Source organism: Pseudomonas sp. B21-023, from assembly GCF_024749165.1.
Lineage (GTDB): Bacteria > Pseudomonadota > Gammaproteobacteria > Pseudomonadales > Pseudomonadaceae > Aquipseudomonas.
The window spans coordinates 161751-181830 of sequence record NZ_CP087190.1 but is presented as its reverse complement, the minus strand read 5'-3'; the positions used below and the strand labels follow the sequence as shown (position 1 = coordinate 181830).

The window sequence follows — 20080 nt, the reverse complement described above, 5'->3', positions numbered from 1 at the left end:
GGCGGCGGCTCCCGATCAGCGCTGGGCCAGCAGCTTCTGGTTGGCCTGCACGAAGTCCAGCGCTTCGCCGCCATGGGCCTTGGCGTACTGCTCGGCCTGGTCCTTGAGCAGGAAAACCGCCAGCTGGCCCTGGCCGTTGCGCACGAACCAGGCCTGGTTGGCCAGCAGCTTGATGCCGCTGTCGGCGGCCTGGGCGTAGATCGCGCGGATATCCTTGCCCTCCTGTTCCAGCTGGGCCAGGGCGCTGAGCGCGGCTTCCGGGGAGGCGTAGTGGCGCACCTTGTCCTCGCCGCGTACCCAGATTTGCGCCAGGCGGCTGAAGTCGGTGATGGGCTTGCCGGTCGCGGCATCATTGGCCTTGAGTGGCAGCGGGTCGTAATTTTTCAGGGCCTTGTCGTAGTCCTGCCCGGCCTGCTTGTAGGCGCTGCGGATGTACTGGTCATCGATGAACTGCGCGGTGTCCAGGCCCCGGTCGGTCTTCTTCAGCAGCTTGAGGGTGTCGATCGAGGTGGCCACGGCCTGGCGGTACTCGGGCTTCCAGGTGAGGTCGCGGGTCTGCAGGCCGAGCGGGCCGTGGAACAGGTAGTTCACCTCGGCTTCGATGCCGGTGACTTTCTCGATCAGCTCGCTGTACTTCTCGGGCTCGGCGGCGAGCAGGCGGTCGGCTTCCAGGCTCGCTCGCAGGTAGGCGGTGACCACTTCCGGGTACTTTTTCGCGTAGTCGGCGTCCACCAGCGCGCCATGGAAGGTCGGCGCGTTGGCCTGGGCGCCATCGTAGATCTTGCGGGCGAAGCCGCGGTTGGGGAACAGCTCGGCAAAAGGCACGAAGTCGGCGTGGGCCTCGATGCGGTTGCTGCGCAGGGCGGAACCGGCGATCTCCGGAGCCTGGGCAATGATCTTGACGTCCTTCTGCGGGTCCCAGCCTTGGGCGGCGATCGCGCGCAGCAGCATGCCGTGGGCGGTGGAGGCGAACGGCACTGAGATGGTCTTGCCCTTGAGCTCGGCCAGCGACTGCACGCTGGAGGCGGCCGGCACCACGATGCCGTTACCGCTGCCGTGCACACTGCCGGACAGCACGCTGATGAACAGGCTGCGCTTGCCGGCGTCGAGGTGGGCGACGCCGTTGAACGAGCCGGGGAAGTCGGCCATGGCGCCAAAGTCGAGCTTGCCGGCGACCATCTCGTTGGTCAGCGGCGCGCCGCTGGTGAAGTTCTTCCACTCGACCTGATACTGGGCGTCCCTGTACTTGCCGTCATGGGGCAGGTATTTGTCGAGCAAGCCCAGCTCGCGGATCAACAGGCCGCCGGTGGCGCAGTTGATGGTGGTGTCCTGGGTGCCGATGGCGATACGGATGGTTTCGGCGCTGGCGTTCAGGCCGGTGATTGCCAGCGCAAGGCCGGCCACGGTTGCTACAAGGCGCATGGGTGTTTCCCCTCGAATCGTTTTGAGTATTGGAGTCGTCTCCGCCACCGGGCTGGGGTGGTGGGAAACGAGGGGCATTGCAGGTGGGCGTCCGGTGGTTCGGCCGGATGGCGGGGGTTCGGGTTCAGCGCAGCAGGTACGGGATATCGACCTTCACCGCGCCGGTGGGGCAGTCCTTCTCGCAGGGCATGCAGTACCAGCATTCGTCGAAGGCCATGTAGGCCTTCTGCGTGGCCGGGTTGATGGCCAACAGGTCCATGGGACACACCTCGACGCAGACCGTGCAGCCTTTTTCGGCGATGCATTTGTCTTCATCGATAGTCACCGGGGCGCTGCTGCGAAAGAAGATTTCCTGGGGTTGGTAGGCCATGTTCACGGGGTCCTTGGGGCCTTTGGCCCTCTTTATGGTTCATCGCCGGGGCTGCTGGCCCTATCGCTGGCAAGCCAGCTCCCACAAAAGCGCTATGCCCACCCTGTGGGAGCCGGCTTGCCGGCGAAAGGGCCGCACAGCGGCCCCATTCACGCCGCGTCAGCCTTCACCCGCAGCCGGTCGTACGCGGTCTGTTCCTCGGCATCCAGCGGGATCAGGTACGGCTCCACCGCTTTCTTGAAGCTGGTCATCCCACCGTCCTCGCCCTTCTTCAGATGGCAATGCACGAACCACTCGCCATCATTGCGCTCGGGGAAATCAACCCGGTGGTGGTACAGCCCCCAGCGGCTCTCCTTGCGGAACAACGAAGCGCGCGCGGCCATCTCGGCGCAGTCGCGGATGACCGCAACTTCCATGGCACGCATCAGCTCATGGGGGTTGTTGGCCTTCATCTGCTCAAGATCGCGTTCGATTTCGGCGAAGCGCGCCAGGCCGATTTCCATCTTCTTGGTCACCTTGGGCGGCTGCAGGTAGTCGTTGACCATGCGGCGTAGCTTGTACTCGACCTGGGCCGGCGGCAGGCCGTGCTCACGCTGCAAGGGCGCGAACACCCGCGCCTGTTCGCGTTCGACCTGCTGCGTGTCGACCTCGGCGTACTCACGCCCGGCCACATACTGCGCGGCATTCACCCCGGCGAACCAGCCATAGGTGAACGCGCCGAGCATGTAGTTGTGCGGTACCGCGGCCATGTCGCCGGCGGCGTACAGGCCCTTGACGCTGGTCTCGGCCTTTTCGTTGACCCACACCCCCGAAGCCGAATGCCCGGAGCAGAAGCCGATCTCGGAGATATGCATCTCGACCATGTGCTGGCGGTAGTCGGTGCCACGCCCGGCGTGGAACTGGCCACGGCTGGGGCGCTCGTTGCTGTGCAGGATTTCCTCGATGTTCTGGATGGTTTCCTCGGCCAGGTGGTCGAGCTTGAGGAACACCGGGCCGTTGCCGCCTTCGAGTTCCTGGTGGAACTCCCACATCATCTGCCCGCTCCAGTAGTCGCACTCGATGAAGCGCTCGCCCTTGCTGTTGGCGGTGTAGCCGCCCAGGGGGCCGGTGACGTAGGCGCAAGCCGGGCCGTTGTAGTCCTTGATCAGCGGGTTGATCTGGAAGCATTCCAGGTTGGCCAGCTCCGCCCCGGCATGGTAGGCCATGGCGTAGCCGTCGCCGGCATTGGTGGGGTTTTCGTAGGTACCCATCAGGTAGCCCGACGAGGGCAGGCCCAGGCGCCCGGCGGCGCCGCAGGCAAGGACAACCGCCTTGGCGCGGATCACCCGGAACTCGCCCGAGCGGCAGTCAAAGCCCAGTACACCGGCGGCGGCGCCTTCGCCATCGAGCAGCACGCGGGTGCAGACCATGCGGTTGCTGATCTCCACCCGGGCGCGCTTGAGCTGGCGGTACAGCACCTTCTTGATGTCGTGGCCCTCGGGCATGGGCAGCACATAAGCGCCCATGTGGTGGACCTTCTTCACCGCGTAGTCGCCAGTTTCGTCCTTCTCGAACTTCACGCCCCAGCGGTCGAGCTGCTCGATGGTCTCGAAACTCTTGGTGGCGTAGGCATGCACCGCGGCCTGGTTGACGATGCCGTCGTTGGCGACGGTGATTTCCTTGGTGTACTGCTCGGGCGTGGCATGCCCGGGGATGATGGCGTTGTTCAGGCCGTCCATGCCCATGCTGATGGCGCCGCTGCGCTTGACGTTGGCCTTGTCCAGCAACAGCACGCGCAGGGTCTTGTCCTGCTCCTTGGCCTTGATTGCGGCCATGGGCCCGGCGGTGCCGCCACCGATGACGACGATGTCGTAATCCTGGGTCTGGATGCTCATGCCTTGCCTCCCTTCTGGCGGTCGATGCGCAGGCGGTACTGGAACGCGTCGCCACGGTAATAAAGGTGTTCGAAGTCCAGCGGAGCGCCGTCGGCGGTGTGGGTGAGGCGCTCGATACGCATGATCGGCGCGCCCTCTTCCACCTCCAGGGCCTGGGTCAGGTCGCTGTCGGCGAGCACCGCATCGATTGCCAGGTCGGCATGGCCAAGGGCGATGCCGCAGTCGTTTTCCAGCAACAGGAAGATGTCGCGGGTGACCAGGTCGGCCTTCTCCAGCTTCTCGCCGACCGCCTGGGGCAGCCAGGTGATTTCCAGCGACACCGGCTCACGGTTGATCAGGCGCACGCGGCGGATTTCGGTAACCAGGCTGCCCTCCTCGACCTGCAGCCGCTGCGCGACCAATGCACTGGCCGGCACATGGCGGAAACTGCGCAGGCGGTTGAGCACTTCGTAGCCCATCTGCGTCATCGACTCGGCCAGGCCCTGCAGGGTGCTGACGTTCTGGAACGCCTTGGGCTTGGCGACAAAGGTGCCCTTGCCATGGATCTTGAAGATCAGCCCTTCCTTCTGCAGGTCGCCCAGGGCCTGACGCACGGTGATGCGGCTGACGTCGAAAGCCTTGCCCAGCTCGTTTTCCGAGGGCATGCGGCTGTGCGGTGGGTAGCTGCCGTCGAGGATGCGCTCGCGCAGCAGTTCCTTGAGCTGGGTGTAGAGCGGTACGGGAGAAAGCGGGAGCAATTCGGCCATGGTCTTCTCTGCTGGCTGACTTGTTATAACAAGTTGTGACCAGAAGATAGCGGGTATAAGCCCGGCCTGGAAAATACCGATATCGAATATGGTTAGAGCGCATCGCAGGGCAAGCCCGCTGCAACGGGCGCGCGATCGCACAGCCAGGGAAAAACACTCCTATATCAAGGCGATGGACGCCACCAACGCAGATGGGTATCATGCGCCCCGTTGCACTCGTAGCTCAGCTGGATAGAGTACTGCCCTCCGAAGGCAGGGGTCGTGGGTTCGAATCCCGCCGAGTGCGCCATGACTTCGCGCTGCCACCCGTGTGTTTTCACCGATGGCGGCAAACAAAAGCCCCGCTCAGATCGCTCTGGCGGGGCTTTTGCGTTTCCGGCCCTCAGCCCTGCACGATGATCTGGCCTTGCAGGTCCCTGACCATGGTTTCAATGACTGGCTTCATCGCCTTGAACTCTTCAGGCGTGCACACCGCCTTCGGATGCTTGAACTGCATGCGCCGCTCGACCACCACGGCATTGCCATCGCGCGTGTAACGGGCACTGTAGTCGAAGCTTCCTTCCTTCACGGCAACGGCCTTGGGCGTCGCCAGGACGGTTACTTCGGCAGGGAACTCGAAGCGCGACTTCTCCACCGTTTCGTTGGAAATGCAGACGAAGCCCTGGGTGCGTTCGTTTTCAGCGGCAAAACCATAGACCATCTGCGAGATGCCACCGACCAGGCTGCTCAGTGCTGGAAGCCCCACTGGCCCTGGCAGGTTCACCAGGTTCTCGGTATGGCCCTGGACCTGGCTGTGGAAGTGCTCCGGCGCCACCGATGGCTGGATCAGGATCTTGCCGCTACCTCGCTGCCCGTAGGCATTGAGCACCTGCTCGACCATACGGTCGAGATCTGCCGGTTTCATCGACTTGGCGCCATAGCGGTTGACCTCGCTGGCCCAACCCTCGATCGTCGAAGCGCCGGTGAAGTCCGCGGCGCCCGTGCCCTTGACCTTGAACAGCATCTCACCGACCTGCTTACCGAACTGGGAGGCCGGGGTCTTGCCGAATTCGCCCGAGGCGGTCAGCAGCGTCGTCTTGTCCAGGTCCATCAGCGGCAGGTAGCCGGCGGCCACCGACGGGTCGGTCGAGTCCAGGTACAGATCCAGGCTCGGTACGTAGGTCAACACATGGTTGAGCACGCCCAGGGTCGGCACCTTGGGCAGGTGATAGGCATTGCCGAGGTTGATCAGGGCAGGCGAGCTTTCGATGGCCGCGGCCTTGAGCAACGCCTCGAGCAGGGCGACATGGTCCTTGCAGTCGCCATAGCGGTTGTCCAGCACGCTCTGCGCCGAATGCGGAACCACCCCGCCGGCACCGACATAGACCGCTACGTAGCGGATGTTCTCACGTACCCAGTCGCTGAGTTTGAGCGCCTTGGCCCGGGCATCGGGCAGGTTCGCCGTCAACTGCTCGGCCAGTGCGGCGATGGCCGGCGTCACTTCCACGCCGGCGCGCGCCTGGTAGCTGGCGGCAAGCCCAGCGTAATCCTTGAAGGTCGACACCGCGAGGTACTGGCCATAGTCCAGGTAGGACACGGCACTCGCCTCGATCCTGGCCCTGTCGGCGGGCACGAAGTCCCAGCGGTAGACCTTGCGGCCCTTGCCGGCCTTGGGCGAGGACGCCTTGAAGCCACGGGCATCAGCGTACAGCGGCAGATCCGCCGGCAGGTCGTAGATCAGCGAGAACTGCTCCACGGGGTGGAAATCCGGGCCGGTGAGGTCCTCGAAGTGGCCGGGGAACAGCGCAGTGTTGCGATGGCGCTTGTAACGCAGCACCAGGCGATCGCCGACGGCCACTTCCGGGAAGATCACCACCTTGACCCGGGAGTCCTGGAACATCGGCGCGTAGGTGGACGCCTGCTCCTGCTGCTCCTTGATCTGCGAGGCATCGACCATCACCTTGCGCCCATCGGGCTTCTGGGTGAAGGCTTCGTCGACCTCCAGGGTTTCGTACGAGCGGTTGTAGCTCAACGGCTGCTGGGCCTTGGCCTGGATGGCCCGCTCTTCGTTGATGCGCGAGATCGACTCGACCGCCACCTGGAAGCTGCCGTCGGCCTGCACGGTGAAGGTCTGCACGACCTTTTCCAGGGTGACAGAGTGGTCGGTGCCATCGTCCCGGGCCTGGGCGGGCGTGATGCAGGCAAGGGTGAAGGCCAGCACCCCGGCCAGGGGTGCAAGGTAAGACGTGAACATGAGGATCCTTCTCTCGTAAAACGGGTTATTACATAAAACGCTAATGATACGCATTTTTGTAATAAAGCTGCAGGCCGCGCCGTAGATGAAAGCTTGCACGTTTGTGCAGAAATGCACATTGCCACCTCTCCCGCGCCAGTAGTCATTGGTGATAGCGTGGGCATCTTCCGTTTGCGTAAACGGTCACCCTCCACCCCTTGCAAAGGAATGCGCACACCCATGCCATTTACCAAGCTATCCGCCGCATCGCTCCTGCTGGCCAGCGTGGCCATGTTCTCGATCCCGGCCCAGGCCAACCTCTCCCAGCAGCAGTCCGCCGCCATCATCAAGGCCTACGACGGCAGCGACCCGGCCGACTTCAAGCAGTTCCTCGGCAAGCTGGCCGGCAGCGACCTGGCCAAGGCCGACAAGCTGGACGACACCCTCAAGCTGTACCTGGCCGGCAAGCCCCTGGCTGCCGAGCAGCAGGACGAGATCAACCGCCTGCTGGGCCTGTACACCCGCATCAAGTACGGCAAGGCCGCCAAGGAGACCCTGCGCGAGCTGGTGGAGATCCCGACCGTTCGCAAAGAGGGTGTGCCGCAGCACGAAAACCCGGATTTCCTCAAGATCGCCGACAAGATCAAGGCCCTGGCCGAGGGCTTCGGCCTGCAGTTCCGCAATATCGACAACCGCGTCTACGAGATAACCCTCGGCGAGGGCAAGGAAGTCATCGGCATCCACGCCCATGCCGACGTGGTGCCTGTCACACCGGAAAACTGGAAGCTCAAGGACGGCACCAAGCTCGACCCGTTCAAGGTCACCCTGGTGGGCGACCGCATGTATGGCCGCGGCACCGAGGACGACAAGAACGGCATCGTCGTGGCGCTCTACGCGCTGAAAGTAGCCAAGGACGAAAAGCTGCCACTGGCGCGCCAGTTCAAGCTGCTGGTGGACACCACCGAGGAAACCACCGGTGACGCCATTCCCTACTACTTCGAACGCAACGCCACCCCCGACTACAACCTCGCGCTGGACGGCGGCTACCCGGTCGTGATCGCCGAGAAGGGCTATGGCACCGTCATGGCCACCTTCGCCAAGCGTGCCGGTGATGGCAAAGGCGCCGAGGTGATCAACCTCACCGGCGGCCTGGCCACCAACCAGATCCCCGGCAGCTCGGTGGCGACATTGACCGGCGACAAGCCGGCCGAGCTGGCCAAGGCCCTGGAAAAAGCCGGCGCGGCCTACGTCAAGCGCCATGGTGGTGACTTCAGCATCGACGCCAAGGTCGACGGCAAGCAGGTGCTGCTGACCGTGACCGGCGTGTCGGCGCACTCCTCCGAGCCCGAGTCCGGGGTCAACCCGGTGGCGCGCATGCTCGACTTCCTCAATGGCCTGGGCAAGGAGGTGCCGCTCAAGCACAACCACATCACCGACGCCGCCCGCTACGCCGCCGACAACTGGGGCCTGGACTACCTGGGCAACAAGCTTGGCGTGGGCTTCAAGGACAACTTCATGGGCCCGCTGACCACCTCGCTGACCTTCGTCGGCCTGGATGACAAGGCGCTGAAGCTGGCGGTGAACCTGCGCATTCCCAAAGGCAAGTCGCTCGACACCCTCAAGGGTGAGATCTCCGGCAAGCTCGACAGCTGGGTTGCCAAGAGCCAGACCAAGGTGGCCTTCGACTACACCATGGACGAGCCGATGTACCGCAACCCCGAAGGCGAGTGGGTCAAGGCCCTGCTGGCCGTGGCCAGCGAGAACCTTGGCATGAAGCACGAGTACGGCACCTCCGCTGGCGCCACCTCGGTGCACGACCTGCCCAACGGCGTGCAGTTCGGCCTGGCCATGCCGGATGTGAAGTACACCGGGCACAACGACAACGAGTTCAAGACCGTGGAGCAGTTCATGCTCGACCTGCAGATCGTCAGCGAGATGGTGGCGCGGATCGGGCAGATGCCGAAGCTCTGAGCCTTCTCAAAGGGCCGCTTTGCGGCCCTTTCACTGGCTAGCGCCCTCAGCCCCTGGAGAACTGCCGCTGCAAGCAACAGTCTTGTGTTGCTTGCACTGGCCTCATCGCCGGCAAGCCGGCTCCCACAGGTACAGCGCTGACCTTGAAGATGGCGCGATCGATGTGGGAGCCGGCTTGCCGGCGATTGGGCGGCGCAGCAGCCCCGATTGACCGATGACGTTTTTCAATTACCTCGATGCCGTTTCCTGCATTGCCGTGCAGAGCGCCGTGCCGGATGCTTTATTTACTCCGACACAGCGCTTTTTCACCCACCGAGGCCCGTATGAAGAACGTCGAACAAATCCTCAAAGCCAAGTCCCAGCATCAAACCGTCTACACCATAGGCCCTGATGACTCGGTGCTGGATGCCTTGAAGCTGCTGGCGGAGAAGAACGTCGGTGCATTGCCGGTGATGGAAAACGATCAGGTCGTAGGCATCGTCAGCGAGCGCGACTATGCCCGCAAACTGGTACTCAAGGGACGCTCGTCGGCTGCCACGCCGGTACGGGAAATCATGAGTTCGCCGGTGGTCACCGTGGAGCCCAAGCAGAACCTCGAGTACTGCATGAACCTGATGACCAACCGCCACCTGCGCCACCTGCCGGTAGTAGACAACGGCAAACTGCTGGGGTTGCTGTCGATCGGCGACCTGGTGAAGGAAACCATTGCCGAGCAGGCCAACCTGATCCTGCAGCTTGAGCAATACATCCGCGGCGAATGATCCCGCTCAGTGGTAAGCGCGCTCCAGCTCGTCCAGTTGATGGTCGAAGCTGCGCAGGCGCGCCGACCAGGTGTACACCAGCACTTCCAGATCGCGATTGAGCACGGCGGTATTGCCGCCCTCGCGCACCGGGGCATCGCACAGGTCCAGCTGATAGCGCTCGCGGGCCATCGCCGTGGCCACGCTGGACAAGTCGCGGGCATTGGCCAGCCAGTGATGGTGGTGGTCGTGCACCTCGCGGTCGAGTTCCCGGCACTGGCGCTTGAGGGCGTCGAGGCTCTGCTCCAGCGGTGTGCCCTTGAGCTCGCCCATCACCTCCTCGAAGGTGCGCCCGGAGTGCCAGTAGCTGCCCCAGAAGTAGCGGTCGAACACCGTCTCGACCCGGCGCAGGGCGACCTTGGTGTTCCAGATGGTCAGCAACGTTCGCCCCTGGGCCACCTCACGCTTGTTCAGGTGCAAATGCTGCCAGGCGATCCAGGCCAGGCCGCAGAGCGCCACCGCCGCGGTAACGGCGGCGGCGGCATAGAGAAACTGCACGGCCTGGTTCATCTGGTGGGTGTGCCGTATACCGTAGAAGTAGCCGGCGGTCAGGGTGCCCAGGATCGTCACGGTGCACCAGAATCCTGGTGCGTAGGGATCTTTCATCGCGCCATCCCCTCTTGTTTTACCTGAGCATAGCAACGGCCCGATCACCCATCAGGTGCCGCTCGGCGCTTTATTTGCGGGGGCGACGCAGCGCTTCGTTGAGTTGGTCGAAGGGTACCGCCCAATCGGCGTCCTCTATGATGCTTTCCTTCAAAAAGGTTCTTTGCGCCTCGGTCCAGAACGGTGCGTCCACCAGCTTGATCTCATTCTTCAACGGCGAATGAGTGGTAATGAACTGGTCGATGCTGGTGGCATCGTCCGCCAGCCCCAGTTGCTTGAACAGGTCGGCAAATGGATGGTTCGGTGCTTCCATGATTCCTCCTCGGGCCGGGCGGGTCGTCCACGACGCCAACCCGGCGTTGGTTGCGAGCATCAGCTCAGTTCGCGCACTTCGGCGTGCGGCACCAGCTTCAAGTATTGCTCCATGCTCATGTGGATCAGATGATCGTGGTCACCTGCCTCGAGGTAGACATCGCCCTGGCGGGTAAGACTCCGGTCGAGCAGCATGGGAATGTTGTAGGCGTCGCCCAGGGCCGGGATGGCGCCGCGCTCGCAATCGCCGAACAGGCTCGGCAGGTTGCTTTCGCGGGTCAGCTGCCAGGCGCCGGTCATGCGCACCTCGGTCATGTCCAGATGCCGGTTGGCCGGCAGCACGGCCATGATGAAGTTGCCATGGCGGTCATCAAGCATCACTGACTTGGCGACCCGCTCGGCGGGTACGCCGGCCGTGCGCGCCGACTCAAGGCTGGTGGCCGAGTGGGGATGGGGAATGATGTCGTAGTCGCAGTTGGCCTGGTCCAGGCGCTGCTGAAGGGTCTTGGCCATACGCATGATGCACCTCCGGTTTTGCCCCCACCCTCAAGTTTAGGCCGTGACCCGGCAGGCACGGCTAAACTTCAAGGACAGGTCTGCATGAGGTGACGACAGGTGATCGCCCAGCGCTGGCGCATGCTGCTGTTGCTGTTGATCCTCGGCTTCGCGCCGGGTGGCCAGAGCGCGCCTGGCGCAAATGTATGGCTGTTGAGCGTCGATGATGCCATCGGCCCGGCCAGCGCCGACTACCTGCTGCGTGGGCTGGACCAGGCGCAGGCACAACGCGCGCAACTGGTGGTGATCCGCCTCGATACCCCCGGTGGGCTGGACAGCGCCATGCGCCAGATCATCAAGGCGATCCTGGCAAGCCCCGTGCCGGTGGCCACCTACGTCGCCCCGGGTGGGGCCAGGGCAGCCAGCGCCGGCACTTACATCCTCTACGCCAGCCATATCGCGGCCATGGCCCCAGGGACCAACCTCGGCGCCGCGACGCCAGTCCAGGTCGGCGCTCCCGGCAAAGCTGAACAACCCGCCACGAACAGCGAAGAAGGCACACTGGCACGCAAACAGGTCAATGACGCCGCCGCCTACATCCGTGGCCTGGCCCAGCTGCGCGGGCGCAACGCCGACTGGGCGGAGAAGGCCGTGCGCGAGGCTGTCAGCCTGTCCGCCAGCGAAGCCCAGCGCTTGCAGGTAATCGACCTGGTCGCCGCTGACCTCCCCGACCTGCTGCGCCAGCTCGATGGCAAGTCACTGCTCGTCGCTGGCCAGACCGTGCAACTGCGCACCCATGAGGCCAGCGTGACCGAACACCTGCCGGACTGGCGCACCCGCCTGCTGGCGGTGATCACCAACCCCAGCGTGGCGCTGATCCTGATCATGATCGGCGTGTACGGCCTGCTGTTCGAATTCATGAACCCGGGCTCCGGGGTCGGCGGCGTGGTCGGCGGCATCTGCCTGCTGCTGGCGCTGTATGCCCTGCAACTGCTGCCGGTGAGCCATGCCGGGGTGGCGTTGATCCTGCTCGGGGTGGCGTTCATGGTCGCCGAGGCGTTCCTGCCCAGCTTCGGCGTGGTCGGCTTCGGCGGCATCGTCGCCTTCGTCGTCGGGGCGGTGATCCTGATGGACACCGACGCCCCCGGCTTCGGCATTCCGCTGGCGCTGATCATCAGCCTGGCAGTGCTCTCAGCGCTGTTGCTCGGCGGCGTGCTGGGCATGGCAGTGAAAGCGCGCCGGCGCGCCCTGGTCAGCGGCGATGCCGGGCTGGTGGGCAGCCTGGTCACGGTGACGCAGGTGCGCACCGACAACCCGTTCTGCGGTTCGGCACAGGCCCAGGGCGAACAGTGGCAGGTGCAGTGTGCGACACCACTGCAACCTGGCCAGCACGTGCGAGTGACGGCCCGTCATGGCGTGACCCTGGAGGTCAGCGCCACTGCGCCCACGGCGCAAGGAGAGTAGACGATGTTCATGCAATTCGGTTTCAGCGCCGTACTGGTGCTGCTGGCCATACTGCTGCTGTCGGCGCTGCGCATCCTGCGCGAGTATGAGCGCGGCGTGGTGTTCCAGCTCGGGCGTTTCTGGCAGGTCAAGGGCCCGGGCCTGATCATCCTGATTCCGGGAATCCAGCAGATGGTGCGCGTCGACCTGCGTACCGTGGTGCTCGATGTGCCGCCCCAGGACGTGATCACCCGCGACAACGTCTCGGTCAAGGTCAACGCCGTGCTGTACTTTCGCGTGCTCGACCCACAGAAGGCGATCATCCAGGTCGAGGACTTCCTCGCCGCCACCAGCCAGCTGGCCCAGACCACCCTGCGGGCGGTGCTCGGCAAGCACGAGCTGGACGAACTGCTGGCCGAGCGCGAACAGTTGAACTCGGATATCCGCGAAGTGCTGGACGCGCAGACCGACGCCTGGGGCATCAAGGTGGCCAACGTCGAGATCAAGCACGTCGACCTCAACGAGTCGATGATCCGCGCCATTGCCCGCCAGGCCGAGGCCGAGCGTGAACGACGGGCCAAGGTGATCCATGCCGAAGGCGAGCTGCAGGCGTCGGAGAAACTCATGCAGGCGGCGCAGATGCTGGGCAAGGAGCCGGGGGCGATGCAACTGCGCTACATGCAGACGCTGGGTTCGATTGCCGGAGACAAGAGCTCGACCATCGTGTTTCCACTGCCGTTGGACTTGCTCAAGGGGCTGGTGGACCGGCAGCGCTGATGGGGCCTCTGGGAGGCCCCAGTACAGTTCAGATCGGCGCGCGGCGCAGGGTGGCGAGGAAGGTCGCCGCGCCAATGAACAATCCGGCAAAGGTACGGTTCAGGCGTTTCTGCTGCTTCGGCGTACGCAACAGGCGCAGCACCCGCGAAGCCAGGCCGGTGTAACCCGCCATCACCAGCATGTCGACGCTGATCATGGTCACGGTGATCGCCACGTACTGCGGCAGCAACGCCTCGTGCGGGTTGATGAACTGCGGCAGCACCGCGAGCATGAACACCAGCGCCTTGGGGTTGCTGACGTTGACCAGGAAGCCACGGAACACCAGGCTCAGCGGCTTGCCGATCGGCCGCACGCCGGACTCGTCGCTCATGTCCATCGGCAGGGCTTGCCATTGTTTGTAGGCAAGGTAGACCAGGTAGGCGACGCCGAACCACTTGATGACCTGGAAGGCCGTGGCGGAAGCGGCGAGGATGGCGCCGACACCGGCGGCGATGACGGCGATCTGCACGATCAGGCCCAGTTGCAGGCCCAGGGCGTTCCAGTAACCACGCCAGAAACCGTACTGCAGCCCGCTGGACATCGAGGCGATCGCCCCGGCACCCGGCGACAGGCTGATCACCCAGCACGCGGCAAAGAAGGCCAACCACGTTTCCATCGACATCGCACACCTCGCTCGAACATTTGTTACAAAGCGTTAAGCTACGGTGCTGGCGAAAAAATAACCAGTAAATTCTGCGGCTTCAGTCGGTTTCGATCGATTCCGGCTTGACCGCAGTGGTGGCCTCGGCGCCACGCCAACGGCGCACGGCTTTCTGGAAGAACTGGCTGTTGGGCACCTGCACCAGTGCGCCACCCGCTTCCGGCGTTTCCATCAGCGTGGTGTACAGCAGGTTGATGGCGATCACCCGGCCCTTCACCCCCGGTTTGTCGAGGGTATCGACCAGCTCGACCACATCGCCGATACGAAACGGCCCGACGGTGAAGATCAGCACCGCGCACAGCAGGTTGGACAGCACGCTCCAGATAGCGAAGAACGCCACCGCCGCCACCGCGACGAAGCCCGACAGCGCGGTCCACAGCACCGTGGCCGATACACCCAGGCGCTCGAGCACGAACAACAGCGCGCTGCCCATGATCAGCCAGCGCAAGGCGCCGCGCACCGGCACCATCAGCTCGTGCGGCAACGGGTAGCGTTCGCCCAGGCTTCTCAACCCGCGAGCGACCATGCGCTGCAGGACGAACGCGGCGATCAGGATCAGCAGAATCTGCAACCCCAGCCACATCGAGTCCATCCACTGCCCCGGTAACAGCGAGCGCAGCTCCTCCATCAGGACAGCGCCTCGAGTTCGGCCTGCATGCTTTCAAGGGTTTCCAGGGCCTCCATCCAGGCCTCCTCAAGCTCGCCTTCGCGTTGCTTGAGCTTGGTCTGGCGCGCCAGCAGGTCGCGCAGTTCGTCCTTGCGCGCGGCCTCGTACACGCCACCGTCGCCCAGGGCGGTCTCGACCTCGGCCAGGTCCTTGTGCACCTGGTTGAGCTCGGTCTCCAGCTTGTCGGCCGCCTTCTTGTGCGGCGCCAACTGCTGGCGCAGCGCCGCGGCCGCCTGGCGCTGGGCTTTCTTGTCGGTCTTGTCCGGGTTGGCCGGCGTGCTGCTCACCGGCGCGTTGCGCTGGCGGAACTCGACCAGCCAGCGGCTGTAGTCGTCGAGGTCGCCGTCGAAGGTATCGACCTTGCCGTCGGCCACCAGCAGGAAGTCGTTGGTGGTGCTCTTGAGCAGGTGACGGTCGTGGGAGACCACCACCACGGCACCCGCGAATTCCTGCAGCGCCATGGTCAGCGCCAGACGCATCTCGAGGTCCAGGTGGTTGGTCGGCTCGTCGAGCAGCAACAGGTTCGGCCGCTCCCAGGCGATCAACGCCAGGGCCAGGCGGGCCTTTTCGCCACCGGAGAAGTTCACCACCGGTTCGTCGACACGGTTGCCATGGAAGTCGAAACCACCAAGGAAGTCACGCAGGGTCTGCTCGCGCTCACCCGGGGCAATGCGCTGCAGGTGCAGCAGCGGGCTGGCCTTGTCGTCCAGCGAGTCGAGCTGGTGCTGGGCGAAGTAGCCGACGGCGAGGTTTTCGCCACGCACCAGGCGCCCGGACAATGGCTGCAGCTCACCGGCGAGGTTCTTGATCAGGGTCGACTTGCCCGCGCCGTTGGGGCCGAGCAGACCGATGCGCGCACCCGGCGCCAGCTGCAGCTTGACCTTCTCGAGGATGGCCTTGTCGCCATAGCCCAGACGGCCTTCGGACAGGTCGAGCAAGGGGCTGGAGATCTTCTCGGACTCACGGAAAACGAAGTCGAAGGGCGAGTCGACGTGAGCCGCCGACAGCTCCTCCATGCGCTCCAGGGCCTTGATCCGGCTCTGCGCCTGGCGGGCCTTGGTGGCCTGGGCCTTGAAGCGGGCGATGTACTTTTCCATGTGCGCGCGCTGCGCCTGCTGCTTCTCGTAGGCCTGCTGCTGCTGCGCCAGGCGTTCGGCGCGGGTGCGCTCGAAGGCGCTGTAGCCGCCCTTGTAGAGATTGAGCTTGCGCTGTTCGACGTGCAGCACATGGTCGACCACGGCATCGAGGAAGTCGCGGTCGTGGGAGATCAGCAGCAGCGTGCCCGGGTAGCCCTTGAGCCAATCCTCCAGCCAGAGGATGGCGTCGAGATCCAGGTGGTTGGTCGGCTCGTCGAGCAGCAGCAGGTCGGACGGGCACATCAGGGCCTGGGCCAGGTTCAGGCGCATCCGCCAGCCACCTGAGAAGTCGCCGACGCGGCGGTCCATCTGCTCGTTGCTGAAGCCAAGGCCGGCCAGCAACTTGCGGGCGCGGGCGTCGGCGGTGTAGCCGTCGGCGCTGTCCAGTTCACTGTGCAGGCGCGCCAGGGCAGTGCCATCGTGGGCCAGTTCGGCGGCGGCCAGATCTGCCTGGACCTTGCGCAGGCGCACGTCACCATCGAGGACATAGTCCACGGCGATACGGTCGAGGGTATCGACCTCCTGGCGCATATGGGCGATGCGCCAGTCGCCGGGCAGCTGGCAGTCACCAGCATCGGGCGACAGCTCGCCGCGCAGCAATGCGAACAGGCTGGATTTGCCGGCACCATTGGCACCGATCAGGCCGGCCTTGTGGCCGGTGTGCAGGGTCATCTCGGCGCCTTCTAGCAGGCGCTGGGGACCACGCTGTAAAGTGAGGTTCGATAGTCTGATCATGATGGTCGCGGAGTCTACCAGCTTCCCCGATCACTGGCGCGAGTGAAACCATGCACACCGACCTGTGGAATCATGCCCTGGCCCTGTATGCCCGGCCGGGTGTCGAGGCAGCTTGCCTGGCCCTCCAGGAACTGGGCGGCGATGTCTGCCTGCTGCTTTGCGGCACCTGGCTACAGGCCCGCGGCATAGCCCCCGACGAACAACGGATTGCCACCCTGCAGGCGCTGGCTCGGCCCTGGCAGCGCGATGTTGTGGCGCCGCTACGCGCCCTGCGCCGGCAATGGCGCGAACACGCGCTGGCCGACCCGCAACTGGGCGTGATGCGTGAGCAGGTGAAAGCCCTGGAACTGCAGGCTGAACGCACCTTGCTGGAACGCCTGGAGGCGTTGGCGCGTGAGTGGCCGGCACAAGCGGGCGCGGCGCCGGACTGGCTGGCCCGGCTGGCGCCGGACCAGGCCCGGGACCACGACGCGCTGCATCAGCTGCGCGCCGCGGCCCGTGGGCTTCAGGACGCCGAAGTCGGCGACTGAGTCGGAGTGCCGGTGGCCGCAGGCGCGGTGCCGCCGGTCACTGGCGCCGGAGTGGCGCTGGCGGCCGGAGTGGCAGGCTTGCTTTCGGCGGGTTTGCTGGCGGCAGGTTTGGCCGGGGCTTTGGCGGCGGCCGGTCTGGCTGCAGGTTTGGCTGCCGGCTTCGGGGCGGCTTTGACAGCAGCAGGCTTGGCCACTGGCTTGGCGGTGGCAGGCTTCGCCGGGGCCTTGGCGGCAGCAGGCTTGGTCGCTGGCTTGGCGGCAGCAGTCTTCGCCGGAGCCTTGGCAGCAGCAGGCTTGGCCGCTGGCTTGGCAGCCGGTTTGGCGGCGGCAGTCTTCGCCGGAGCCTTGGCGGCAGCAGGCTTGGCCGCTGGCTTGGCAGCCGGTTTGGCCGCGGCAGTCTTCGCCGGAACCTTGGCGGCAGCGGGCCTGGCCGCTGGCTTGGCAGCCGGTTTAGCGGCGGCAGTCTTCGCCGGAGCCTTGGCGGCAACAGGCTTGGCGGCTGGCTTGGCGGCGGCAGTCTTGGTCGCTGCCTTGGCAGCAGCAGGCTTGGCCGTTGGACGGGTTGCCGGCTTGGCAGCAGCCTTGACCGGGGCTTTGGTTGCAGCGGGCTTGGCGGCAGCTTTCGGTGTTGCCGTACGTGCGCCCAGGGCCTTGGCGGCCGCCTCTCGCACCTTGCCGACACCCTGGGCCAGCTTCAGGCTCTCCTGGGCATCACGCTTGAGTTGCTGGATATAAGTACGGGTCTGCGCCTGGCGATCCTTGAGCGAATCGAGCAAGTCTTCAAGTTCGCCAGCAGCTTTTTGTGCCTTGCCTTGTGCCTTGGCTTTACCGGCCTTGGCGGCGTCCTGCAACTTCAGGCGGGCGTTGTGGAGTTTTTCCTGGGCCTTGCCACGTTGTTTTTCCAACTTGGCCAAGAGTTTCTCGGCATCCGCCAGCGCTTGGGAGCAGGCATCTTCCAAATGTTCGAGCAGGCTGCCCGAAAGTTGCTGGAGCAGGTGCAACGGCGTACTTACTGGCTTCTTTTTGGCCGACATGGTTTACCTCCTGGCTGACGAGAGTGCGGCTCATACTATGCTTCTGCTGCTACCGCCGCTAGGGCATGTTGACAGTCTCGGTAGCGCCGCGTTGCATGCCTGGGCAAAGTTGTTGTCTTGCAGCTGGAAACAAGTGTAGTTGCCCATTAGTGCAGTGCCGATATTTACACATCTCTGGCCAACAACGCTGGCATACTTCGCGCTCATTGCCGCAGGAGACCTCCATGCCTCGTTATCTGATTCTCGGCCTGTGCCTGGTGACGCCGCTCTCCCTGGCCAATGCCGAGACCGCCCCCGTCAACGACAGCGACCTGGCCTATAGCCTGGGCAGCAGCCTCGGTGAACGGCTGCGTCAGGAAGTGCCCGGCCTGCAGCTCGACGCACTGGTCGAAGGGCTGCGCCAGGCCTACCAGGGCGAGCCGCCACGGATAGCCAAGTCACGCATGCAGGCCATCCTCGAACAGCACGAAACACAAGCCAACGCCGCTGCCGAGCAGGCCCAGGTGGACAAGCTGGTGGAGGCCGAAAAGCGCTTCATGGCTGGCGAGCGGACCAAGGCTGGGGTGCACGAATTGCCCGAAGGGATTCTCTACAGCGAACTGGCCAGCGGCACCGGCGCACAACCCAAGGCCACCGGTCGTGTGCAGGTACGGTACGTGGGCAAGCTGCCCGATGGCACGGTATTCGACCAGAACCTGCAGCCGCAGTGGTTCAAGCTGGATTCGGTGATCGCGGGATGGCAGGTGGTACTGCCACGGATGAAAGCGGGGGCCAAATGGCGCCTGGTGATTCCGTCGGCACAAGCCTATGGCGCCGACGGTGCGGGTGACCTGATCGCGCCCTACACCCCGCTGGTGTTCGAGATCGAGTTGATGGCCGTGGCCGATTGAATCAGGCCTGCACCGCGTCCTCTTGCTTGTGGGCGGTGTGCAACACTTCGATCAGGCAGTCTTCCAGCTCGAAGCGCTCGTGCAACAGGCTGCCGAGCTTGGCCAGTTTCTCGGCGAAACGCTCGGTATCCCTGCACTCGCCCTTCTCGCAATGGTCATTGAAAGCCAGGGCGATCTGGGTGCTGTCATCGATGCGTGGGTTGATCTGTTGCGCCAGCTCCAGCGCGCCGGTATCGCCAAATGCCTTGGCCTCACTGACCAGTTGCTCGCTGACTTCGAAATGCCAGGCCGAGACGTAGTCGACCAGCACGGCGCAGAAATCGCGGTTCTTCTCTTTGTCGGCAAACGCCGGCTTGGCATCGCGCAGGGCGCGGAAGGCTTGCACCAGTTCCTGGCGCTCCTCCAGCCAACGGTCGATCAGCTTGTGAACACCGCCCCAGCGTTCCTGGGCGTTCTGGCAACTATCGAGCATGGCGATCTCTTCCCTTCTGGGTAGATGCCGCTGCACCTCGCGACACAACACCGTGGCACAAAGGTGACATCAGCAAACGGCATCGAGCAGTTGTATTTTCGGTATGCGTGCTGGGAGATTATTCCCGCGCGACCTGCCCATCAAGGTACGCAGCAGACTAAGTTCATACAAGCGTTTAATCCCTCTGCCGGCCACCACTGGTCGCGCAATCCCCGGCTCGTTGCCCTGGATCAAGCCACCGCGCCGTGGCGCAATCGATACACCACCAGCCACGACAGTGGTTGCGCGGCCAGCAACAGGAACGCCAGCAGGCTCCATTCAGGCAGGGTCAGGTCGAGAAAGCTCCAGTTGATCGACACGCATTCCGGGCTGCCCAGCAGGAAGGTTCGCAGGATCTCGCCCCAGGGACGCTCCATCAGGTGCGCCAGCGGCAGATGACAACCGCTGAGCGGCAACGGCTCGGCCTGCAACCAGACATGTCGACCGGCGAGCAAGGCGCCGGCAACCGAGAACCCCAAGGCCAACCGGGCATGCAATCGCTGCTGACCGGCGTGGACGACCGCACCCAGGCAAGCCAGCGCATAGAGCCCCAGCATCAGGCGCTGGCTGAAGCACAGCGCGCAAGGGTCGAGGCCGATCACGTTCTCGAGGCGAAACGACGCCACCAGCACAGCGACGGCGACCAGGAAGGCGGGAAAGAAAAAGCTGCGCAGGCAGGCCAGCGACATGGGCGAAGGTGATCCGAAAAGAGGAGATGTGGTTTGAAACGGTAGAGGAAAGGGGCGCTTTGTATCAAGTCGCTACAGCGCAGACAAGTCGCTGAATGGATAGGGAATCATTTTCGTAGAAAGTGGGAACATTCCGACACGGACGAAGGAAAGTTCAGCG

The 20080-nt window shown here is 64.3% G+C and carries 20 protein-coding genes and 1 tRNA gene; 7 read left to right on the top strand and 14 right to left on the bottom strand.

Annotated elements, in window-relative coordinates:
• Positions 1-15: 15 nt before the first annotated feature.
• From LOY42_RS00875 to LOY42_RS00860, 4 genes are all read right to left on the bottom strand, one after another.
• Positions 16-1422, bottom strand: coding sequence for an ABC transporter substrate-binding protein (locus LOY42_RS00875; RefSeq protein ID WP_139674471.1), 1407 nt, complete (start codon positions 1420-1422; stop codon positions 16-18).
• A gap of 124 nt (positions 1423-1546) precedes the next feature.
• Positions 1547-1792: a ferredoxin family protein gene (locus LOY42_RS00870; protein ID WP_008096634.1), complete on the bottom strand. Its 246-nt coding sequence runs from the start codon at positions 1790-1792 to the stop codon at positions 1547-1549.
• A 149-nt stretch (positions 1793-1941) separates the two neighbouring features.
• A complete protein-coding gene (locus tag LOY42_RS00865; RefSeq protein ID WP_102683503.1) occupies positions 1942-3666 on the bottom strand; it encodes a fumarate reductase/succinate dehydrogenase flavoprotein subunit in 1725 nt (574 codons plus the stop codon).
• Positions 3663-4412 (bottom strand): GntR family transcriptional regulator, encoded by a 750-nt coding sequence (locus LOY42_RS00860; protein ID WP_102683504.1) that lies wholly within the window; start codon positions 4410-4412, stop codon positions 3663-3665. Before LOY42_RS00860 ends, LOY42_RS00865 begins: the two co-directional genes overlap by 4 nt.
• 212 nt (positions 4413-4624) lie before the next feature.
• Between LOY42_RS00860 and LOY42_RS00855 the strand changes: the two genes are divergently transcribed.
• A tRNA-Arg gene (locus LOY42_RS00855) sits at positions 4625-4701 on the top strand.
• A 93-nt stretch (positions 4702-4794) separates the two neighbouring features.
• Here LOY42_RS00855 and LOY42_RS00850 read toward each other — a convergent pair.
• Positions 4795-6645: a DUF3857 and transglutaminase domain-containing protein gene (locus LOY42_RS00850; protein WP_258599684.1), complete on the bottom strand. Its 1851-nt coding sequence runs from the start codon at positions 6643-6645 to the stop codon at positions 4795-4797.
• A 219-nt stretch (positions 6646-6864) separates the two neighbouring features.
• On the opposite strand from LOY42_RS00850, the gene LOY42_RS00845 reads away from it, so the two are divergent.
• Both LOY42_RS00845 and LOY42_RS00840 read left to right on the top strand, forming a co-directional pair.
• On the top strand, positions 6865-8595 hold the full coding sequence (locus LOY42_RS00845; RefSeq protein WP_198754957.1) for a dipeptidase: 1731 nt from the start codon (positions 6865-6867) through the stop codon (positions 8593-8595).
• A gap of 323 nt (positions 8596-8918) precedes the next feature.
• On the top strand, positions 8919-9356 hold the full coding sequence (locus tag LOY42_RS00840; RefSeq protein WP_110697101.1) for a CBS domain-containing protein: 438 nt from the start codon (positions 8919-8921) through the stop codon (positions 9354-9356).
• A 6-nt stretch (positions 9357-9362) separates the two neighbouring features.
• Here LOY42_RS00840 and LOY42_RS00835 read toward each other — a convergent pair whose 3' ends face one another.
• The 3 genes from LOY42_RS00835 to LOY42_RS00825 form a co-directional block, all read right to left on the bottom strand.
• Complete coding sequence (locus LOY42_RS00835) at positions 9363-10001, bottom strand: NADH:ubiquinone oxidoreductase subunit N (protein ID WP_102683508.1); 639 nt, start codon at positions 9999-10001, stop codon at positions 9363-9365.
• 70 nt (positions 10002-10071) lie between these two features.
• Positions 10072-10314, bottom strand: a complete 243-nt coding sequence (locus tag LOY42_RS00830) for a DUF2789 domain-containing protein (RefSeq protein ID WP_023629226.1) — start codon at positions 10312-10314, stop codon at positions 10072-10074.
• A gap of 59 nt (positions 10315-10373) precedes the next feature.
• Positions 10374-10832, bottom strand: coding sequence for an aminoacyl-tRNA deacylase (locus tag LOY42_RS00825; protein ID WP_023629227.1), 459 nt, complete (start codon positions 10830-10832; stop codon positions 10374-10376).
• Between the two features lie 117 nt (positions 10833-10949).
• Here LOY42_RS00825 and LOY42_RS00820 point away from each other — a divergent pair, with 117 nt between their 5' ends.
• A complete protein-coding gene (locus LOY42_RS00820) occupies positions 10950-12272 on the top strand; it encodes a nodulation protein NfeD (protein ID WP_372241263.1) in 1323 nt (440 codons plus the stop codon).
• Between the two features lie 3 nt (positions 12273-12275).
• Complete coding sequence (locus tag LOY42_RS00815) at positions 12276-13028, top strand: slipin family protein (RefSeq protein ID WP_110697097.1); 753 nt, start codon at positions 12276-12278, stop codon at positions 13026-13028.
• A gap of 28 nt (positions 13029-13056) precedes the next feature.
• Here the strand turns inward: LOY42_RS00815 and LOY42_RS00810 are convergent, their stop codons facing one another.
• The 3 genes from LOY42_RS00810 to LOY42_RS00800 form a co-directional block, all read right to left on the bottom strand.
• Positions 13057-13689 (bottom strand): LysE family transporter, encoded by a 633-nt coding sequence (locus LOY42_RS00810; protein ID WP_110697095.1) that lies wholly within the window; start codon positions 13687-13689, stop codon positions 13057-13059.
• Positions 13690-13768: 79 nt separating this feature from the next.
• A complete protein-coding gene (locus LOY42_RS00805) occupies positions 13769-14356 on the bottom strand; it encodes a mechanosensitive ion channel family protein (RefSeq protein WP_110697093.1) in 588 nt (195 codons plus the stop codon).
• Entirely contained in the window at positions 14356-16266 is a 1911-nt protein-coding gene (locus tag LOY42_RS00800; protein WP_102683511.1) for an ATP-binding cassette domain-containing protein, read from the bottom strand. Before LOY42_RS00800 ends, LOY42_RS00805 begins: the two co-directional genes overlap by 1 nt.
• Before the next feature lie 50 nt (positions 16267-16316).
• On the opposite strand from LOY42_RS00800, the gene LOY42_RS00795 reads away from it, so the two are divergent.
• The gene (locus LOY42_RS00795; protein ID WP_139674488.1) at positions 16317-16796 is read left to right on the top strand and encodes a TIGR02444 family protein; all 480 of its coding nucleotides are present in this window, start codon (positions 16317-16319) and stop codon (positions 16794-16796) included.
• Here LOY42_RS00795 and LOY42_RS00790 read toward each other — a convergent pair.
• Positions 16772-17830, bottom strand: coding sequence for an AlgP family protein (locus tag LOY42_RS00790; protein WP_139674491.1), 1059 nt, complete (start codon positions 17828-17830; stop codon positions 16772-16774). The genes LOY42_RS00795 and LOY42_RS00790 overlap by 25 nt on opposite strands.
• Before the next feature lie 224 nt (positions 17831-18054).
• Here LOY42_RS00790 and LOY42_RS00785 point away from each other — a divergent pair, with 224 nt between their 5' ends.
• A complete protein-coding gene (locus LOY42_RS00785; RefSeq protein ID WP_258599683.1) occupies positions 18055-18720 on the top strand; it encodes an FKBP-type peptidyl-prolyl cis-trans isomerase in 666 nt (221 codons plus the stop codon).
• Position 18721: 1 nt separating this feature from the next.
• Here the strand turns inward: LOY42_RS00785 and rsd are convergent, their stop codons facing one another.
• Together rsd and LOY42_RS00775 are read right to left on the bottom strand one after the other, a co-directional pair.
• Entirely contained in the window at positions 18722-19192 is a 471-nt protein-coding gene (gene rsd / locus LOY42_RS00780) for a sigma D regulator (RefSeq protein ID WP_198754952.1), read from the bottom strand.
• 230 nt (positions 19193-19422) lie between these two features.
• Complete coding sequence (locus tag LOY42_RS00775) at positions 19423-19920, bottom strand: disulfide bond formation protein B (protein ID WP_258599682.1); 498 nt, start codon at positions 19918-19920, stop codon at positions 19423-19425.
• Positions 19921-20080 lie beyond the last annotated feature (160 nt).

What these genes read in the sequence shown, in the direction of transcription:
- LOY42_RS00875 (WP_139674471.1), bottom strand. Translation starts at nt 1,422, where the DNA reads ATGCGCCTTGTAGCAACCGTGGCCGGCCTTGCGCTGGCAATCACCGGC.
- LOY42_RS00870 (WP_008096634.1), bottom strand. Translation starts at nt 1,792, where the DNA reads ATGGCCTACCAACCCCAGGAAATCTTCTTTCGCAGCAGCGCCCCGGTG.
- LOY42_RS00865 (WP_102683503.1), bottom strand. Translation starts at nt 3,666, where the DNA reads ATGAGCATCCAGACCCAGGATTACGACATCGTCGTCATCGGTGGCGGC.
- LOY42_RS00860 (WP_102683504.1), bottom strand. Translation starts at nt 4,412, where the DNA reads ATGGCCGAATTGCTCCCGCTTTCTCCCGTACCGCTCTACACCCAGCTC.
- LOY42_RS00850 (WP_258599684.1), bottom strand. Translation starts at nt 6,645, where the DNA reads ATGTTCACGTCTTACCTTGCACCCCTGGCCGGGGTGCTGGCCTTCACC.
- LOY42_RS00845 (WP_198754957.1), top strand. Translation starts at nt 6,865, where the DNA reads ATGCCATTTACCAAGCTATCCGCCGCATCGCTCCTGCTGGCCAGCGTG.
- LOY42_RS00840 (WP_110697101.1), top strand. Translation starts at nt 8,919, where the DNA reads ATGAAGAACGTCGAACAAATCCTCAAAGCCAAGTCCCAGCATCAAACC.
- LOY42_RS00835 (WP_102683508.1), bottom strand. Translation starts at nt 10,001, where the DNA reads ATGAAAGATCCCTACGCACCAGGATTCTGGTGCACCGTGACGATCCTG.
- LOY42_RS00830 (WP_023629226.1), bottom strand. Translation starts at nt 10,314, where the DNA reads ATGGAAGCACCGAACCATCCATTTGCCGACCTGTTCAAGCAACTGGGG.
- LOY42_RS00825 (WP_023629227.1), bottom strand. Translation starts at nt 10,832, where the DNA reads ATGCGTATGGCCAAGACCCTTCAGCAGCGCCTGGACCAGGCCAACTGC.
- LOY42_RS00820 (WP_372241263.1), top strand. Translation starts at nt 10,950, where the DNA reads ATGCTGCTGTTGCTGTTGATCCTCGGCTTCGCGCCGGGTGGCCAGAGC.
- LOY42_RS00815 (WP_110697097.1), top strand. Translation starts at nt 12,276, where the DNA reads ATGTTCATGCAATTCGGTTTCAGCGCCGTACTGGTGCTGCTGGCCATA.
- LOY42_RS00810 (WP_110697095.1), bottom strand. Translation starts at nt 13,689, where the DNA reads ATGTCGATGGAAACGTGGTTGGCCTTCTTTGCCGCGTGCTGGGTGATC.
- LOY42_RS00805 (WP_110697093.1), bottom strand. Translation starts at nt 14,356, where the DNA reads ATGGAGGAGCTGCGCTCGCTGTTACCGGGGCAGTGGATGGACTCGATG.
- LOY42_RS00800 (WP_102683511.1), bottom strand. Translation starts at nt 16,266, where the DNA reads ATGATCAGACTATCGAACCTCACTTTACAGCGTGGTCCCCAGCGCCTG.
- LOY42_RS00795 (WP_139674488.1), top strand. Translation starts at nt 16,317, where the DNA reads ATGCACACCGACCTGTGGAATCATGCCCTGGCCCTGTATGCCCGGCCG.
- LOY42_RS00790 (WP_139674491.1), bottom strand. Translation starts at nt 17,830, where the DNA reads ATGTCGGCCAAAAAGAAGCCAGTAAGTACGCCGTTGCACCTGCTCCAG.
- LOY42_RS00785 (WP_258599683.1), top strand. Translation starts at nt 18,055, where the DNA reads ATGCCTCGTTATCTGATTCTCGGCCTGTGCCTGGTGACGCCGCTCTCC.
- rsd (WP_198754952.1), bottom strand. Translation starts at nt 19,192, where the DNA reads ATGCTCGATAGTTGCCAGAACGCCCAGGAACGCTGGGGCGGTGTTCAC.
- LOY42_RS00775 (WP_258599682.1), bottom strand. Translation starts at nt 19,920, where the DNA reads ATGTCGCTGGCCTGCCTGCGCAGCTTTTTCTTTCCCGCCTTCCTGGTC.